General features: G+C 70.5%; 18 protein-coding genes. 13 read left to right on the top strand and 5 right to left on the bottom strand.

Annotated features, from left to right (window positions below; genetic code table 11):
* Positions 1-13: 13 nt before the first annotated feature.
* Both CSX12_RS00585 and CSX12_RS00580 read right to left on the bottom strand, forming a co-directional pair.
* Positions 14-1,144: a beta-propeller fold lactonase family protein gene (locus CSX12_RS00585; protein ID WP_124894485.1), complete on the bottom strand. Its 1,131-nt coding sequence runs from the start codon at positions 1,142-1,144 to the stop codon at positions 14-16.
* Positions 1,145-1,155: 11 nt separating this feature from the next.
* Positions 1,156-2,442, bottom strand: coding sequence for an adenylosuccinate synthase (locus CSX12_RS00580; RefSeq protein ID WP_026049610.1), 1,287 nt, complete (start codon positions 2,440-2,442; stop codon positions 1,156-1,158).
* Between the two features lie 220 nt (positions 2,443-2,662).
* Between CSX12_RS00580 and CSX12_RS00575 the strand changes: the two genes are divergently transcribed.
* The 9 genes from CSX12_RS00575 (at position 2,663) to CSX12_RS00535 (ending at position 10,960) form a co-directional block, all read left to right on the top strand.
* Complete coding sequence (locus CSX12_RS00575) at positions 2,663-3,355, top strand: Pr6Pr family membrane protein (RefSeq protein ID WP_017201337.1); 693 nt, start codon at positions 2,663-2,665, stop codon at positions 3,353-3,355.
* Positions 3,356-3,438: 83 nt separating this feature from the next.
* Positions 3,439-4,374, top strand: coding sequence for a DMT family transporter (locus CSX12_RS00570; RefSeq protein WP_017201338.1), 936 nt, complete (start codon positions 3,439-3,441; stop codon positions 4,372-4,374).
* Between the two features lie 106 nt (positions 4,375-4,480).
* Positions 4,481-5,632 (top strand): MoxR family ATPase, encoded by a 1,152-nt coding sequence (locus CSX12_RS00565; RefSeq protein WP_241160523.1) that lies wholly within the window; start codon positions 4,481-4,483, stop codon positions 5,630-5,632.
* 39 nt (positions 5,633-5,671) lie between these two features.
* Complete coding sequence (locus CSX12_RS00560; protein WP_124894484.1) at positions 5,672-6,559, top strand: DUF58 domain-containing protein; 888 nt, start codon at positions 5,672-5,674, stop codon at positions 6,557-6,559.
* The gene (locus CSX12_RS00555) at positions 6,546-7,037 is read left to right on the top strand and encodes a hypothetical protein (RefSeq protein WP_017201341.1); all 492 of its coding nucleotides are present in this window, start codon (positions 6,546-6,548) and stop codon (positions 7,035-7,037) included. Before CSX12_RS00560 ends, CSX12_RS00555 begins: the two co-directional genes overlap by 14 nt.
* Complete coding sequence (locus tag CSX12_RS00550) at positions 7,028-8,014, top strand: VWA domain-containing protein (RefSeq protein ID WP_241160522.1); 987 nt, start codon at positions 7,028-7,030, stop codon at positions 8,012-8,014. Before CSX12_RS00555 ends, CSX12_RS00550 begins: the two co-directional genes overlap by 10 nt.
* A complete protein-coding gene (locus tag CSX12_RS00545; RefSeq protein ID WP_124894483.1) occupies positions 8,011-9,075 on the top strand; it encodes a VWA domain-containing protein in 1,065 nt (354 codons plus the stop codon). The genes CSX12_RS00550 and CSX12_RS00545 overlap by 4 nt, the downstream gene beginning before the upstream one ends.
* Positions 9,072-9,860, top strand: coding sequence for a hypothetical protein (locus CSX12_RS00540; protein WP_124894482.1), 789 nt, complete (start codon positions 9,072-9,074; stop codon positions 9,858-9,860). Before CSX12_RS00545 ends, CSX12_RS00540 begins: the two co-directional genes overlap by 4 nt.
* Positions 9,860-10,960 carry a hypothetical protein gene (locus CSX12_RS00535; RefSeq protein ID WP_124896766.1) on the top strand — a complete coding sequence of 367 codons (1,101 nt, stop codon included), beginning with the start codon at positions 9,860-9,862 and terminating at the stop codon, positions 10,958-10,960. The genes CSX12_RS00540 and CSX12_RS00535 overlap by 1 nt, the downstream gene beginning before the upstream one ends.
* Positions 10,961-10,979: 19 nt before the next feature.
* Here the strand turns inward: CSX12_RS00535 and CSX12_RS00530 are convergent, their stop codons facing one another.
* A complete protein-coding gene (locus CSX12_RS00530) occupies positions 10,980-11,981 on the bottom strand; it encodes a hypothetical protein (protein WP_241160521.1) in 1,002 nt (333 codons plus the stop codon).
* Between the two features lie 90 nt (positions 11,982-12,071).
* Positions 12,072-13,043 (bottom strand): alpha/beta hydrolase, encoded by a 972-nt coding sequence (locus CSX12_RS00525; RefSeq protein WP_124894480.1) that lies wholly within the window; start codon positions 13,041-13,043, stop codon positions 12,072-12,074.
* Positions 13,044-13,191: 148 nt separating this feature from the next.
* On the opposite strand from CSX12_RS00525, the gene CSX12_RS00520 reads away from it, so the two are divergent.
* Positions 13,192-13,890, top strand: coding sequence for a phosphotransferase (locus CSX12_RS00520; RefSeq protein ID WP_017201348.1), 699 nt, complete (start codon positions 13,192-13,194; stop codon positions 13,888-13,890).
* 80 nt (positions 13,891-13,970) lie between these two features.
* Positions 13,971-14,393, top strand: a complete 423-nt coding sequence (locus tag CSX12_RS00515) for a pyridoxamine 5'-phosphate oxidase family protein (RefSeq protein ID WP_124894479.1) — start codon at positions 13,971-13,973, stop codon at positions 14,391-14,393.
* Between the two features lie 40 nt (positions 14,394-14,433).
* Here the strand turns inward: CSX12_RS00515 and CSX12_RS00510 are convergent, their stop codons facing one another.
* Positions 14,434-15,141, bottom strand: coding sequence for a hypothetical protein (locus CSX12_RS00510; RefSeq protein ID WP_017201350.1), 708 nt, complete (start codon positions 15,139-15,141; stop codon positions 14,434-14,436).
* A 165-nt stretch (positions 15,142-15,306) separates the two neighbouring features.
* On the opposite strand from CSX12_RS00510, the gene CSX12_RS00505 reads away from it, so the two are divergent.
* Together CSX12_RS00505 and CSX12_RS00500 are read left to right on the top strand one after the other, a co-directional pair.
* Complete coding sequence (locus CSX12_RS00505) at positions 15,307-15,540, top strand: AbrB/MazE/SpoVT family DNA-binding domain-containing protein (protein WP_241160520.1); 234 nt, start codon at positions 15,307-15,309, stop codon at positions 15,538-15,540.
* Complete coding sequence (locus CSX12_RS00500) at positions 15,524-15,940, top strand: PIN domain-containing protein (RefSeq protein ID WP_124894478.1); 417 nt, start codon at positions 15,524-15,526, stop codon at positions 15,938-15,940. The genes CSX12_RS00505 and CSX12_RS00500 overlap by 17 nt, the downstream gene beginning before the upstream one ends.
* Positions 15,941-15,943: the final 3 nt, after the last annotated feature.

Below are 15,943 nucleotides of genomic sequence, written 5' to 3'. Positions count from 1 at the left end.
GGTCAAGCGCGGTTCAGCGCACCGGCAGGAAGTGGGTCGGCGTCGGGACCTGCGCCTCGTGCCGGATGCCGAGAGGGGCGCCGGTCCGCTCGTCGAGGTCGAGCAGCGTGATGGTGTCCGAGCGCTGGCCCGCGACCAGCATCTTGCCCTCGTGGACGAGGTGGTGACGCGGCCAGTCGACGCCCGAGTCGGCGAGTGCCACGGATTCCAGGGACTCGCCTCCCCCGCGCACGCGCAGCGCCGCGATCGTGTTGCTCCCGCGCAGGGCCGTGTAGAGGAACTGCCCGTCACGCGAGCGGGCGAGCTCGGCCGGGAAGTCGGTGCCGACCTGGGCGATCGGGCTCGACAGGGTCGACGCCACGACGCTCCAGGTGCCGTCGGCCGCCGCCGCGAGCGTGAAGACCTCGCACGAGTATTCGGTGACCACGTGGAGGTGTCCGCTGGGATGCATGACCATATGCCGCGGACCGGTGCCGAGCGGAAGCACGACCTCGTGATCGAGCGTCAAGCCCGCGGACCCCTGGGTTGCTGAGCCTGTCGAAGCACGCCAGATGCGGACCAGGTCGAACCCGAGGTCGGTCGTGGCGATGCGTCCGTCCGTGAGGAACACCGCGGCATGGGCGTGCGAGGTGCGATCCCCGCCGACCGCATACGGGTCCACTGCCGCCACCCCGTCACCGGGGGGCGTCGCGGGCGGAGCGTCCGGATCCAGGTCGTCGCCGAAGAGAGCAGCGCGCAGTGCCGCAGCGGCATCCGGTCTCGGCGGCAGGATGCGTCCTTCCCCGTCGAGCGCGAACCGCACGACGCGGCCGTCGCCGTAGCAGCTCGCCACCAGGGAAGAGCCGTTCGGGGCGACCGCGACATGGCACACACCGTCTCCGACCGGAACAGGCGCGCCCAGGGGTGCGAGCACCGACTCCCCCGTCCGGGCGAAGGCCTGCACGGCGGCATCCCCCTCCAGCGCGGCGTAGACGACGTCGAGGGAGGGATGCCGGGCCAGCCACGAGGGCGACGGCGCCTGCACCACCGCACCCCGATAGGCGAGCGTCGTCGCCTCACGACCTTCGTCGCCCGCGAGCAGTCCGATCCCGTCGGCCGCACCGTCCATGCCGGGGCCGTAGCCGCCGAGCCAGAATCGCGTCATGGAGCGCCCGGTCAGTCGAGCAGGTCGTGCCGGACGATGACCTGGTCGCGCTCGGGGCCGACGCCGATCACCGAGATGCGCGTGTTGCTCATCCGCTCCAGTGCCAGCACGTAGTCCTGTGCGGTCTGCGGCAGGTCCTCGAAGGTGCGCGCGGTCGAGATGTCCTCGCTCCAGCCGGGGAAGTACTCCAGGATCGGCTTCGCGTGGTGGAAGTCGGTCTGGTTCACCGGCACCTCGTCGAAGCGCTCGCCGTCCACGTCGTACGCCACGCACACCGGGATCTGCTCGAGACCGGTGAGGATGTCGAGCTTGGTGAGCACGAGGTCGGTGATCCCGTTGATGCGGGTGGCGTACCGGGTGATGGGGGCGTCGTACCAGCCGACCCGGCGCGGACGCCCGGTGGTGGTGCCGAACTCGAAGCCCTGCTTGCGCAGCCACTCGCCCTGCTCGTCGAACAGCTCGGTCGGGAAGGGGCCGGACCCGACGCGCGTCGTGTACGCCTTGACGATGCCGACGATGCGATCGAGCGCACCGGGACCGACACCGGAGCCCGTGGCTGCGCCGCCGGCCGTGGCGGACGAGGACGTGACGAAAGGGTACGTGCCGTGGTCGATGTCGAGCATGGTCGCCTGGCCGCCCTCGAACACGACGACCTCGTCGCGATCCAGCGCTTCGGCGATCAGGTAGCCGGTGTCGGCGACCATCGGACGCAGCCGGTCGGCGTACGACAGCAGGTCCTCCACGATCTCGTCGCAGGTGACGGCACGGCGGTTGAAGACCTTCACGAGGAGGTGGTTCTTCTGGTCGAGGGCGCCCTCGACCTTCTGGCGCAGGATGTTCTCGTCGAACAGGTCCTGCACGCGGATGCCGACGCGGTTGATCTTGTCGGCGTAGGCCGGGCCGATGCCGCGGCCCGTGGTGCCGATGTTGCGCTTGCCGAGGAACCGCTCCGTCACCTTGTCGAGCGTGCGGTGATACTGCGTGATGATGTGCGCGTTGGCGCTGACCTTGAGCCGCGAGACGTCGATGCCGCGGGCGGACAGGGCCTCCAGCTCGGAGAAGAGCACTTCGAGGTCGATGACGACGCCGTTGCCGATGACGGGCGTCACCCCGGGCGAGAGGATGCCGGAGGGCAGCAGGTGCAGCGCGTACTTCTCGTCGCCCACGACGACGGTGTGCCCGGCGTTGTTGCCGCCGTTGAACTTCACCACCCAGTCGGTGCGCTCACCGAGAAGATCGGTGGCCTTGCCCTTTCCTTCGTCGCCCCACTGCACGCCGACGATAACGATTCCTGGCATGGGTAACCCCCTGGCTTTCGCCGGGTTTGCACCGGCCGATGAGCTGGCCCTCTGCGGGCGATCCCATCCTATCGGGCGCCCTCCGACACCCCCTGGCCCGCACTCCGTGGCCCCCCGGGGTGCGCTCCCGTCGCGAGAACCGTCGGTCTGGGCGGCCGGAGGCGACAGAAAGTGCGACGGGAGCGGGGTGGGGATCGCTACAGTGTGCGGCGGAGGCGAAATGAAGACCTGGTGGCCCTACGTACGACTCGCGGCATCCGCGCTCGCGGTCGCGGCGATCGTCGCCCAACTGGTGCGGACGCTCGAGATCGCCGCCGCCGCGGACACGGCGTGGGGTGCGCATCTGCCGACCGTCTTCGTGAACTTCTTCAGCTTCTTCACGATCCTGTCGAACGTGCTCGCCGCGGTGGCGCTGGCGACCGGCGGGATCTGGGCGCTCACGCACCGCGACGCACGCCCGGAACCCCGATGGCTGGCTGTCCTGCTGATGTGCGCGAGCACCTACATGATCGTCACCGGCATCGTGTACAACACCCTGCTGCGGGGCATCGAGCTGCCTCAGGGCGCCACGGTGGCCTGGTCGAACGAGGTGCTGCACGTGGTGATCCCGCTCCTTCTGCTCGCCGACCTGCTCTTCGCGCCGCGCCGCCGCGCGCTCGGGTGGGGTGCGATCGGGATCGCCGCGATCTTCCCGATCGTCTGGGTCGTGTACACGCTCATCCGGGCGAACCTCGTGATCGCCCCCGCCACCGGCAGGACGGGGTGGTATCCGTACCCGTTCCTCGACCCGCGCCTGAACGGCGGCTACGGCGGCGTCGCCCTCTGGGTGCTGCTGATCGCCGCGATCATCATCGCGACCGCGGCCTTCGCGGTCTGGGTGGGCCGCCGCCGGGGCGACCGCTCCGCCTCCTGACGCTCGACGCCTGGCGGAAAACCGTCGGCGGCTGTCGCTCCGGCCCGTCGCCCCGTGTCGGAGGCCCCTGCCAGGATCGAAGCATGCCGCAGACCACCGGGGGCACCGGCCCCTCCGCCGAGACGAAGCCCCGCGCTCAGGGGCCGCTCGTCCTCGTCGCCGCGCTCGTCACCGTCGTGCTGTGGGCCTCGGCGTTCATCGGCATCCGCGGCGCCGGACCGCACTTCGACCCCGGCGCGCTCGCCCTGCTGCGGATGGCGGTGGGCGCGGTCGTGCTCACCCTCATCGCCCTGCGCCACGGCATCCGCCTGCCCGCGCGGCGCCACTGGCTCCTCGTGGTGGTGTGGGGCGTGGGGTGGTTCTGCGTCTACAACCTCGCCCTGAACAGCGCGGAGCGCACGCTCGATGCCGGCACGGCGGCGATGGTGGTGAATCTCGCTCCGCTGATGGTGGTCGTCTTCAGCGGGCTGTTCCTGCGCGAGGGCTTTCCCCGCCCGCTGATCATCGGCGCGCCGATCGCGTTCCTCGGAGTCGTGCTGATCGGCATGAACTCCTCGACCAGCGCGGGCCCCGACATCACCGGCCTGCTGCTCGCGCTCCTGGCCGCCGTCATGTACGCGGGCTGCACACTGCTGCAGAAGCACCTGCTCACCGCCGGCGCCGACCCGACCACGCTGACCTGGCTCGGCGCGGTCGTCGGCGCGATCGCCCTGCTCCCCTGGATCGGCGCTCTCATCGGCGACCTGCAGTCGGCGCCGCTGGATGCGACCCTGTGGGTCGTCTACCTCGGGGTCTTCCCCACGGCGATCGCTTTCACGACCTGGGCCTACGTCCTGCAGCGCAGCACGGCGGGGCAGACCTCGGCGACCACCTACGTCGTCCCCGCCCTGGCGATCCTGATGTCCTGGGCGATCCTGGGCGAAGTGCCGACGCCGCTGATGTTCGTCGGCGGCGCCCTGTGCCTGCTCGGCGTGCTGATCACGAGGATGCGCTGGCAGCGCGCGCGAGATCGGTCGTAGGAGCCGTCCATCCGCGCGGCGGCGGAGCGGTTGCGATTACGCTGGTCCGCGGAGGGACGGGCGCGACTGCGGTCCCTCGTGCGACACGAGGGAGACCTGAAGAGCGATGACCGAGCCTCACCCGCAGAACCCGCCGACGATCTCCGCGCCGCCGCCCCCGCCCGCACCCTCGGCCGCCGCTCCCGCCACGGCAGCCCTGCCCGCCGCAGCACCCGCGTCCACCGCAGCACCCGCGTCCAGCGCAGCCGCGTCCGCCCCGACGTCCGCGACGCGCGCCCCCTCCGACGCCGAGCTGGCGCGCGCCTCCGAAGTGCTCCGCGTCATCTCCGCCGCGTACTCGGCGAAGATGGTCGGCCAGGAGCGGTTGCGCACCAGCCTGCTCGTCGCGCTCATCGCGGGCGGGCACATCCTGCTCGAGAGCGTGCCGGGACTGGCGAAGACCACCGCGGCCAGCACCCTCGCCGACACGGTGCAGGCGCAGTTCAAGCGCATCCAGTGCACGCCCGACCTGTTGCCGAGCGACATCACCGGCAACCAGATCTACGACGCCGCGACCGGCTCCTTCCGCACGGTGCTCGGTCCCGTGCACGCGAACTTCGTGCTGCTCGACGAGATCAACCGCTCCAGCGCGAAGACCCAGAGCGCCATGCTCGAGGCGATGCAGGAGCATCAGACGACGATCGGCGGTGAGATCCACCACCTGCCCAAGCCGTTCCTCGTGATCGCCACGCAGAACCCGATCGAGCAGGAGGGCACGTACGAGCTGCCCGAGGCGCAGATGGACCGCTTCCTGCTCAAGGAGATCGTGGAGTACCCGAGCCCGGCCGAGGAGCTCGAGGTCCTCAGCCGCATCGACTCCGGCGTCCTCGACCCCGATCGGCACGTGGCCAGCGCCGTCAGCCTCGACGATGTGCACCTGCTGCAGGACGTCGCGAGCCGCATCTACGTCGACCCGGCGATCCGCAACTACATCGTGTCGATCGCCTACGTCACCCGGAATCCCGCGCCCTACATCGGCGAGGACCGCGCGCGCTTCATCAAGTACGGGGCGAGTCCGCGTGCGAGCATCGCGTTCCTGCAGGCGTCCAGAGCACTCGCGCTGCTGAAGGGCCGCTCGCACGTGCTCCCTGAGGACATCCGCGAGCTGCGCCACCTCGTGCTCCGCCACCGCGTGCTCCTGACCTTCGAGGCCGACGCGGAAGGCATCCGCAGCGAGGAGATCATCGACCAGATCTTCGCCTCCGTGCCCACGCCCTGACCTCGACACCCTTCGACACGCTCAGGGACCCTCAGCCAGATGCCCAGCCTGATCACGCAGGTGAAGAGCAAGCTCTTCATCCACTCGACGCGCAAGTCGCTGCATGCGCTCGACGGCGCCTACGCGTCTCTCCTGCACGGGCGAAGCCTCGACTTCGAAGACCTGCGCAAGTACGAGTACGGCGATCAGGTGCGTGACATCGACTGGCGCGCGACCGCCCGGCTGGGCACCCCGCTGGTCAAGCGCTCCCGCGCGACACGCATGCACACAGTGCTGTTCGTCGTCGACACCGGTCGGTCGATGAACGCCCTCGCCGCCGACGAACGCTCGAAGAAAGAGCTGGCGATCCTGGCGACGGGTGTGCTCGGCGTACTCACCCTGCGCCACGGCGACGACTTCACGACCGTCTACGGCGACGCCGCGCGCGTCCGCCGCCTCGCCCCCGGACGCAGCGAGGGAGCGCTCGAGCACGCGCTGCGGACGATCGACCGCGCGATCGACGAGAGCGCCGCGCCGAGCGACCGCGACGCCTTGCTCTCCTTCGTGACCCGCACCATCTCGCGGCGCATGATCGTCGTGGTGGTCACCGATGAGGCCCCCGTGACGGAGCAGACGGAGAAGATGCTGCGGCGACTGCGCGTGCAGCACGACGTGCTCTGGCTCACTTTGCGCGACGCCGACCCGGTGCTCGACCACCGCACGGGACAGATGCGCGCCGACGCGGACAGCCGCTGGCAGGTGCCGGACTTCGTGCAGGGCGACCGCGGCATCGTGCAGGAGCTGACGGCACAGCGCGAAGCGGATGCCGCCCGCCTCGCCGAGCTGCTCACCCGCATGGAGATCAGCCACTCCTCCCTCGACGGGCAGGACGACGCCGTCGCGCAGCTGCTGCAGCTGCTGAATCGGAGGTCGAATGCCCGGCTCTGACGAGCTCTATCCCCCGGCGCAGTACAGCTGGGGATGGATGCTGCTCGCGATCGGCATCCTGATTCTCCTCGTGCTCGGGGCGTGGCTGCTGATCGCGCTCACGCGCCCCCGCCGTGTGCTCTCCGTGCCGGACGCGAACGCCGGGCACTCACCTCTCATCATCGACGTGCTCTCCCAGCTGCGGACGGAGTATCTGGGGAGGATCCAGCAGATCGAGACCGACTACCGGGAGCGCCGGCTGTCCGCTCGACAGGCGAACCTCGACCTGAGCCGGGTCGTGCGCACCTTCGTCAACGAGTACAGCGGCCTGGAGGCGCCGGTCCTCGCGCTGGACGACCTCGTCGCCCGCGGTGTCCATCCCGCCCTGATCGACGCGATGAGTCGGCACTACTACCCGAGCATCTTCCGCCAGGGCCCCGCGATCGATCCGATCGCCGGCGCCGAAGCCGCACGGACGGTGGTGCGGGCATGGCACTAGCGAACACCTGGATGCTGATCGTCGCCGGCGCCGTCGTCCTGATCGCCGTCGCGGTCGGGCTGGCCCTCGGCCTCCGGCGCGGCGGGCGATCCTCCGGCGGCGACGCGGCCCGTGTCGCGCGTGCCGAGCGTGTACGCACTCTGCCGACCTTCCGCCGGGCACTCGCTCAGCGGGCGGTCGCCCTCTCCGGCATCCTCGCGCTGGCCGTGGTGGCGTCGGTCGTCGCCGGGGTGGTGGCGGCCCGCCCGATGTCCGCGCAGACGATCCAGCCTGTCAACACGAGCCGCGACATCATGCTGTGCCTCGACGTCTCGGGTTCGATGTCCGAGGTCGACGTCGAGGTGCTCACCGTCTTCGACGAGCTGCTCGACGACTTCGAGGGCGAGCGCATCGGCCTGACCATCTTCAACAGCTCACCCGTGCAGATCTTCCCGCTGACCGACGACTACGACTTCATCCGGGAGCACCTGGAGAGCATGACCCGGAGCTTCGACTTCACCGACCGCGTCCCCGAGCACTGGGTGGGAACGCTGAACGGCGACGGCGCCTCCCTGATCGGCGACGGTCTCGCCTCGTGCGCGATGGGCTTCGACCACCCCGACGACGACCGGTCGCGGTCGGTCATCTTCGCCACGGACAACGAGGTCAACGGCGCCTCGATCGTGACCCTCGAGGAAGCGGCGGCCTATGCCGCATCCCGGAACGTGCGGGTGTTCGCGCTGAATCCGGTGCAGGGCAAGGACGCGGCCGTGAGCGCCGAACTCGCCAGGGCGGCCGATGCCACCGGTGGCGCCGCTTTCGGGCTGCGGGACACGACGACCGTCTCGGACATCGTCTCCCAGGTGCAGGAGCAGGAGGCGACCGAGCTGCGCGGCGAGGCGCAGGTCGTCTGGACGGACACCCCGAACCTGTGGATCGTGCTGCTGTCGGTGTGCCTTCTGGGGTTCGTCGTGGTGCTGTGGAGGGTACGCCTGTGATCCTCCAGCCCGTTCTGCATCCGCTGCTCATCGCCCTGCTGTGCGTCCCTGTCCTGGCGCTCGCGATCTGGGTGCTCGTCCGTCCGCCGCAGCGCGTCGGTGGGCGCGTGACCGACACGCGGACGCTCGCCGGGCATCGGGCTCTCTGGGCGCTGCGCGTCCTGCTGGTGCTCGCATGCGCCCTGCTGCTGCTGCGTCCCGGCATCCCCGGCGGTGCCACCCAGACGCTCGCCACCGATACGGACATCGTGCTCGTGGTCGACACGACCGCCAGCATCGTCGCCGAGGACTGGGGCGACGGCGAACCGCGACTCGACGGCATCCGAGACGACGTGCGGGCCCTCGTCGCGGAGTACCCCGGCGCGCGGTTCGCCCTGATCACGGCCGATGCAGCGGCCGAGCTGCGGATGCCGCTGACCACCGACACCACGGCGCTGATGGGGTCGCTCGAGGTGCTGCGCCCGGAGGTCACGAGTCAGTCCCGCGGCAGTTCCATCGGGGTGGCCGCTCCTCTGCTGGAGGAGACCCTCGCCTCTGCCGCCGAGTCCTCGGGCGACCGCTCGCGAATGGTGTTCTACTTCGGCGACGGGGAGCAGACCGACGGCTCGGCGCCGGCCGCGTTCGGTGCGAGCGAGAGATACACCGACGCCGGGGCGGTGTTCGGCTACGGCACGGCCGAGGGCGGGCGGATGCGCATCACGACCGGCGGCGTCGCCGAGGGCGGCTCCGAGTACATCCAGTACCAGGGTGCTGATGCGCTGTCGGTGATCGACGAGGGGAATCTGAAGATCATCGCCGACCAGCTCGGCATCGTCTACGAGCACCGGACGGCCGACACCGCGCCCACCCTTCCCGAGGCGCCATCGACCACCACCGGCTATGCCGAGGCCGGCGAAGTCGGAAACGTGATGGAGCTCTCCTGGCTCGTGGCTCTCGTGATCCTGGCGATCCTCGGATTCGAGCTCGCGCGCGCCACGCTGCTGATCGCGCGCCTGCGCGGGCTCCGCGCCCCGGTACGGAGCGACGGCTTCCCGGACGACCGGACGAGGGAGCGAACGTGACCGACCTCTCCACCCGGGCCGACGCGAGCACCGCCGCACCCATGTCGTCCGAAGCGGCCGCCCAGCTGCTCCGGTCGAACCGCCGCCGACGCCGCATCCGCCGATGGGTCGCGATCGGGACGCTCCCCCTGACGCTCGCCGCCCTGTTCTTCGTCGGGAAGCTGCTCAGCATGTACGCCTTCGCCCATCAGTCGATCACCGCGTATGTGATCGACGACTTCGCCGGTTCCGAGGGCGCGGCCCGCGGCCAGGAGTTCCTGAACTGGTTCGAGCCGTACAAGGCCCCCTTCAACATCGGCACCGCACTCGGGGCGGCGGAGCAGCTCCCTCAGGCGCGCGCGAAGCTCGAGGAGTCCTTGGACCTCGCCACCGGGCTGGAGGTCTGCGGCGTGCGGATCAACCTCGCCCTCGTCGTGGAGCGGATGGGTGACGCCGCGCGCGCCGACGGGGACGGCGCGACGGCAGCACAGCTGTACGGAGAGGCGTTGACCATCACCGTCGAGACTCCCGAGGAGTGCCGCAGCGACGAGGCGCAGCAGCGGTCCTCCGATCCGCAGCGCGACATGTCCGACACCCTGGATGGCAACGAGGACCGCCTGAAGCAGAAGCAGCAGGAGCAGGAGCAGCAGCAGCAGCCGGAGGAGCAGCCCACCCCGCCGGAGCAGGAGCAGCCCTCCGAGGACAAGCTGCGCGACCTGCAGGACAAGCTCGAGCAGGGCACGCAGGAGCGCGACCAGCAGCGCGGCGACGAGCCCGGCGGCACGGGGACGGACAAGCCATGGTGATGGATCACGAGAAGCAGCGGTCCCGATACATCGCCGGGACCGAAGGCGCCCCGCCGGTTCCCCCGCCCGGCGGGTATCGCGGTGCACGGAGGCAGACCACCCCTGCTCCCGCTGCCCCCGCGGTCGCGATGACAGCACTCGCGGAGGGCCCTCGAAAGCCGGCGAACGTCCTCGGCTGGGTGGCCCTCGCTGCCGCCGTCCTGTTCGCCCTGGTGCTGTTCGGCGTGTTCTTCGCCGGCGGCACGGACACCCTGTACGGCATCACCATGCTCGCGCTGCAGCTGGTCGTCGTCGCGACGGTCATCGCGGCCCTCCTGTCTCCGCGCGGCCGCAGGCTCGGCGCGATCGCGCTGATCGTGACGATCCTGTTCAACGTGGCCACGGTGGGCGGGATGAGCGCCCTGCAGACCTCCGCATCGGGCAACTACGACGGGGCGAAGACCGCCGAGCAGAAGCACGCCGAGGCGTACCCCGGGATCAAGGGCGAGGACCCGCAGGAGGCTCTCTCCCAGCAGTCGTTGGAAGAGGTCCGTGCGCAGTCCGACGCCTTGTTCGCCGACATCCGTGCGCGTCTCACCGCCGAGTTCGGCTACACGTGGACCGAGGTCGGAGACGAGGACCTGCGCCCGGAGCGGAACGGCTACGGCGGGGAGTCGATGCTCATCGAGTACACGTCCACGGCGTGGGCGACGAACGAGCCGGTTCAGGGCTACGACCGCAAGCTCGAGGTGATGGCCGCGATCAGCGAGGAGGTCGTCGCGCACGGGCTCTGGGACCTGTATTCCTTCAACGACCCGACGAACTCCGGCATCGACCCCTCCATGATCGCGAAGCTCTACGGCAGCGACGACCCGCGCACGCAGACGACGTGGGAGTACTACACCGAGAACTTCCCCGATCCGATGCGCTTCTACGCCAACATCTACGACCTGTCGAACGACAGGGACGGCGGCTTCCGGACAGCGCGCGAGGCGCAGAGCGCCCGCACCGGGGAGCCGATCGAGGGGCTGCAGCTGGTGGCCGTCGCCAGCGGCGTGCTCAGCGAGGCCGACCGCGCGGAGTTCGAGGAGAGGCTGCAGGACTACCCCGGGTTCGAGTAGGCCGCGGCGGATCAGGGCGTCAGGATCCGAGGCTCCGCAGCATCCGGGCCAGCACGTACCGGGCATGCCCACGGGATGTCCGGGGGTCGTAGCCGAGGGTCTCCGCGAGCACGGTGAGCCGCTCCTGCACGCTGGAGTGATGTCGTCCGAGTCGCGCGGCCGCCGCCCGAACGCTCCGTTCCTCGGCGACCGCGTCGAGAAGCTCGCGACTGCGATCATCGAGGGCGCCCAGAATCACAGCATCCGGGTGGGTCGGTCCGGATTCCGCGATCTCCGCGACGAGCAGAAGGGCGCCGAGGTCGGCGGCGTCGACGACCGGCTCCGTCGGGCTGGTCAGTCGCGCGGCCACCAGGGCCGCGGACCACGATCCCGGGAGCTGCTCGCCCGGGCCGAGCGGCCCGATCCCGAGGCGCAGGAGCTGCTGCTCCGACTCCGGCCACGCCTGCACCGCCTCCGTTCCCGCGTCCAGGATCGTCGCCCGCGTCAGTCCGTGGCGGGTGGCGACGACCGCAGACGGGTGCTGAGGCAGGGGCACCGGATCCGGCGGTGACGCGACCAACCGCAGCGGGCCGGCGGAGAGCCGCAGACGTGGGAGGGCTGCCGCGCGCTCATCCGCTCCGGCGTATGAGCTGATGGCGAGTTCCACCGCGCTCTCCGGGCCGATCGAGCGGCGGGCGCGGATGATGCCCAGCGCCAGGCTGAGCCGCTCCAGGATCATGGCGTCGTTCGTGTGGGGCGTGCCCTCGCGTTCGATCCAGACGACCGCCGCCGGACCGCTGTCCCGCATCGGCCACGTCACGGAGGGCTCGGCCGGATCGATGCGCACGCCGTCCGCGCGCACCCGCATGACCTGACCACCGTCGCGCTGGCCGACGGTCGCCCCGCTGAGGACGGCCGCTCCCCGCAGCATGCTCTCGACGCCGACGGATCGGGCGACGAGGGCGTCGAAGTACGTGACGACTTTGAGCGTCTCGCTGGCATCCGGGTCGAGGGCGGTCAGACGCCCCAGCAGATCTTGCATGTCGGGCTCCATCGCACGGGGATTCCACCCTACGGGGTCGCCGCCCACTCCACCCGTCGATGGGACGGGTGGAGTGGAGCGAGGGGCGCGTCAGGAGAGCAGGCGGTTCATCCAGTTGTCGCGGGCCGCGAGCATGGCCTGGGCGACGGCGGTGTGCGGGGCGAACATGTCGAAGCCGTGGAAACCGCCGGCCCACACGTGCAGCTCCGCCTGCACCCCGGCCTCCCAGAGCCTCGAGGCATAGGCGACGTCCTCGTCGCGGAACACCTCGGCGCTGCCGCAGTCGATGAACGCGGGAGGCAGTCCGGACAGGTCTGCGGCGCGGGCAGGAGCGGCGTAGATCGAGACGTTCTCCGTCCCCCGACGCTCGCCCAGCAGCGCCGTCCACCCGGTGATGTTCGAGCCTCGGTCCCACACCCCGATCCCGTCGATCTGGCGGGTGGACACCGACTCGTCCCGGTCATCGAGCATCGGATAGATGAGCAGCTGCCCGACGAGCTCCGGGCCACGACGATCGCGAGCCAGCAGGGCGGTGCCCGCCGCGAGCCCGCCCCCGGCACTCGCCCCGCCGATCAGCAGGCGGGAGAGGTCGATGCCCAGCTCATGCGCGTGCTCCGCGGTCCAGACGAGGCCGGCGTAGCAGTCCTCCACCGGGTACGGATCGGGGAACTCCGGTGCGAGCCGGTACTCCACCGTGACGATCACGCCGTTGAAACGCTCAGCCCAGTCCAGGAAGCCGACCACGCCGAGCCAGCGGTTGCCGATGATCATGCCGCCGCCGTGCGTGTGGAAGAACCCCGGGCCCGTCCCCGTGCGCCCTTCTTTCTCGATCACGGTGACGACGATCTCATCGCCGTCGTGGCCGGGGATCGACACGTCGCGGTACGAGAACCCGCGCTCCTCGAGCGCCGCGAAGATCTCATCCTCTCCCCCGACCGGCGATTGCCGCAGCAGGGGGATCATCTCCGCCGTCAGAGTGGAGGGCATCTGGTCTCCCACGAGGGCCAGGGCGGCCTCCAGCTCGGGGTCGAAGGTCGGGCGGGCCAGGGTCGTGTCAGTCATCGGAACTCCTTTGTCCACGGGTGTCTGGGCCGCCAGCACGGCGGCTTCCCGCCAGCATCCTGCACGCCGCTACCGAGGATAACCCGCCACTCGCGCCCGATTCCGCGCCTCCCGTCCGCCGAGTGGCGGGCGGTGAGAGGATGACGGGATGCGGCAAGGGGCGGTCGGTCAGGTGCGGTCGGTCGTCCGCGACGGCAGGCGGCTCGTGGAGAAGCGCCTGTCGGATCCGGCGCGGCACGACAACGAGGTGCGGGCGTTGCAGGCGCTGGTCGGCTCCGGTCTTCCGGTGCCCGAACTGGTCGAGGAGCATCCGGGCACCATCCTGATGACGGAGCTTCCGGGGGCGCGCCTCGACGACCAGGATCCGGTCGCTCGGCGCGAGGCTCTGCGGGCCTCTGCGCAGCTGCTCCGCGGCCTGCACGAGGCGGAGCCGCCATCCGGGCTGCTGCCGCCACCCGACGACGCGGCGATCATCCGCCGATACCGCGCCGCCGACGCCCCGCCCCTGCCGCTGGTCATCCCGTCCGCTTCGGGGCTCGCCTTCTGCCACGGCGACTGGACAGACGGGAACCTGCTGTCGGTGAAGGGTCGCATCACCGGAGTCGTGGACTGGGAGGCCGCGCATGTCGGAGATCCTCTGCGCGAGCTGTCCAGAGCCGCGTGGGGCGCCGGCCGGAAGGACCCGCTCTCCGCCGAAGCGCTCATCGACGCCTACGGTGCGGACCCCGTACGGGTTCGCGCCTGGTACCCGATCCATGCGGCCGAGTTGTGGCTCTGGTTCGCGGAAGCCGGACCTCCCGCCTATCTCGCCGAGCTCACGGCCGACCTGCGGGCCGGGCGGATCTGACGACGCACTCCGCGGCGGCGACCCCATCGCCGGACGCCGGTGCGCTGGGTACACTGGCGCCAGAGGGAAGGAGCGCGCGAATGATCCGAGTGCTCGATGAACAGCAGTCCTACGATCTGCTGGCCACGACGACGGTGGGCCGTGTCGGATTCGTCGATGACGGGCGTGTGCAGATCTATCCCGTGAACTTCGCCGTCTCCGGGCACGATCTGCTGTTCCGCACGTCGCACGACGGCCTGCTGGCCACCCTGACGCTCGAACCGATCGACGTCTCGTTCGAGGTGGACTATCACGACCCGCTCGGGAACACGGCGTGGAGCGTGCTCATGCACGGCACCCTGTCGCGCGTCCCCGACGAGTACGCCGGCGATGTCGCGGCCCGCGTGAACCCGTGGGCTGGCGGGGACCGGAACCTGGCCCTGTCGTTCTCGATCCAGAGCATCGAGGGCCGGGCCGTGCGCCGCGAGCCGTTCCGTGGGAGTACCGCCGACCCCGAGGGGTGACCTCGCCGGCTCAGGTCACGGGGGCTCCGGAGCCGTGTGCTCAGGAGGAGAGCGCCAGTCCCGCTGCGAGCGCGAACCCGAGCACTGTCGCGAGTCCGGTCGACTCCTTCGCCTTCGACTGCGCCTCCGGCACCATCGAGTCGACGAGCATGACCAGCAGCGCCCCGGCGGCGAACCCGCTCGACGCCGAGCGGAAGTCATCTCCGGTCACGCTCGCGAGCGCGAACCCGGCCACAGTGGCCGCCGCGCACAGCACCGCGACCCCGGCCCACAGCATCAGCACCCGAGCCTTCGCCATGCCGCCGTCGAGCAGGTCGGCGGCCGAGCCGATCGACTCGGGGAGGTTCGACACCAGGATCGCCACCACGAGCGCGATGCTGACGGGTTCGCCGGAGGCGAGGCCGATGCCGAGCACCAGCTGCTCGGGGATGCCATCGAGCAGAGCGCCCACGGCGAGCTGACCTCCGCCGGCCTGCTCCTTCTTCTTCGCGGCGCGCGCGTCCAGGATCCGGTCGGCGATGTAATAGCTGATCGCTCCGGCGGCGACACCCAGCACGAGCGGGATGGGACCGGCGAGATCCAGCCCCTCCTCCCACAGCTCGAACGCGATCGAGGCCATGAGCGCGCCCGCGCCGAAGCCCAGGACGATGCCGAGCCACTTCGGCGGCCACTTCCGCAGCAGGGCGAGCACCGCACCGACGAACAGCGGTGCCGCAGCGACCGCGCCCCACAGGATCGCACCGCCCATGTCAGACCTCCGTGCGCCTACTCTCCCACTTCCCGTCGCCGTTCTCCCGTCGCGACCCCGGCGACAGACGCGTGTCGTCCACCCCTCGGCGCGTCGCACATCGACCCGAGCGCGGCCATCGACACGTGCTATACCTGCCTACCATTCGAATGGTAGTCTCGTGGCATGCGCGCAACCATGGACAAGGCAGGGCGAATCGTCATCCCTGCTTCGCTCCGGGAGCGCGTCGGTCTCATCCCCGGCCCGGTCGACCTGATCCTGGACGGCAACGGCATCCGGATCGAGATCGACGCACCGGACAACCTCATCGAGAAGGATGGGCGCCTCGTCATCGCGTCCTCCGGCGCCGTTCTCACCCCCGACGACATCCGCGAGCTGCGCCTTGCCGACCAGCGCTGACCTCGTCCTGGACACGAGCGCAGCCGTCGCTCTGCTCGTCGAAGACAGCACCGCCCATCTCGCGGTTCGTCGCGCCTGCGCGGGTGCCATCCTCGGTCTCTCCGGACACGCCTCCGCGGAGACCTACTCGGTGCTGACGCGCCTTTCCGGCGACAATCGCCTGTCCCCTTCGGCCGCGGCGCGCGCGATACGAACGGCGTTCCCCCGGTCGATCGCCCTCTCGGGCGAAGCGGCACGCGGCGCTGTCGATGTCCTCGCCGAAGCGGGGATCTCCGGCGGCGCTGTCTACGACGGCCTCGTCGCGCTGTGCGCTCGATCCGCTGGAGCGTCCCTCGTCACGTGCGACCGTCGTGCCCTGGGCACGTACGCGGCGCTCGGCGTCGACGTCGTCCTGGTCTGATCC

It is taken from the genome of Microbacterium sp. Y-01, from assembly GCF_003856715.1.
Classification (GTDB): Bacteria; Actinomycetota; Actinomycetes; order Actinomycetales; family Microbacteriaceae; genus Microbacterium; species Microbacterium algeriense.
This window is presented reverse-complemented; position numbering and strand designations above follow the sequence as displayed.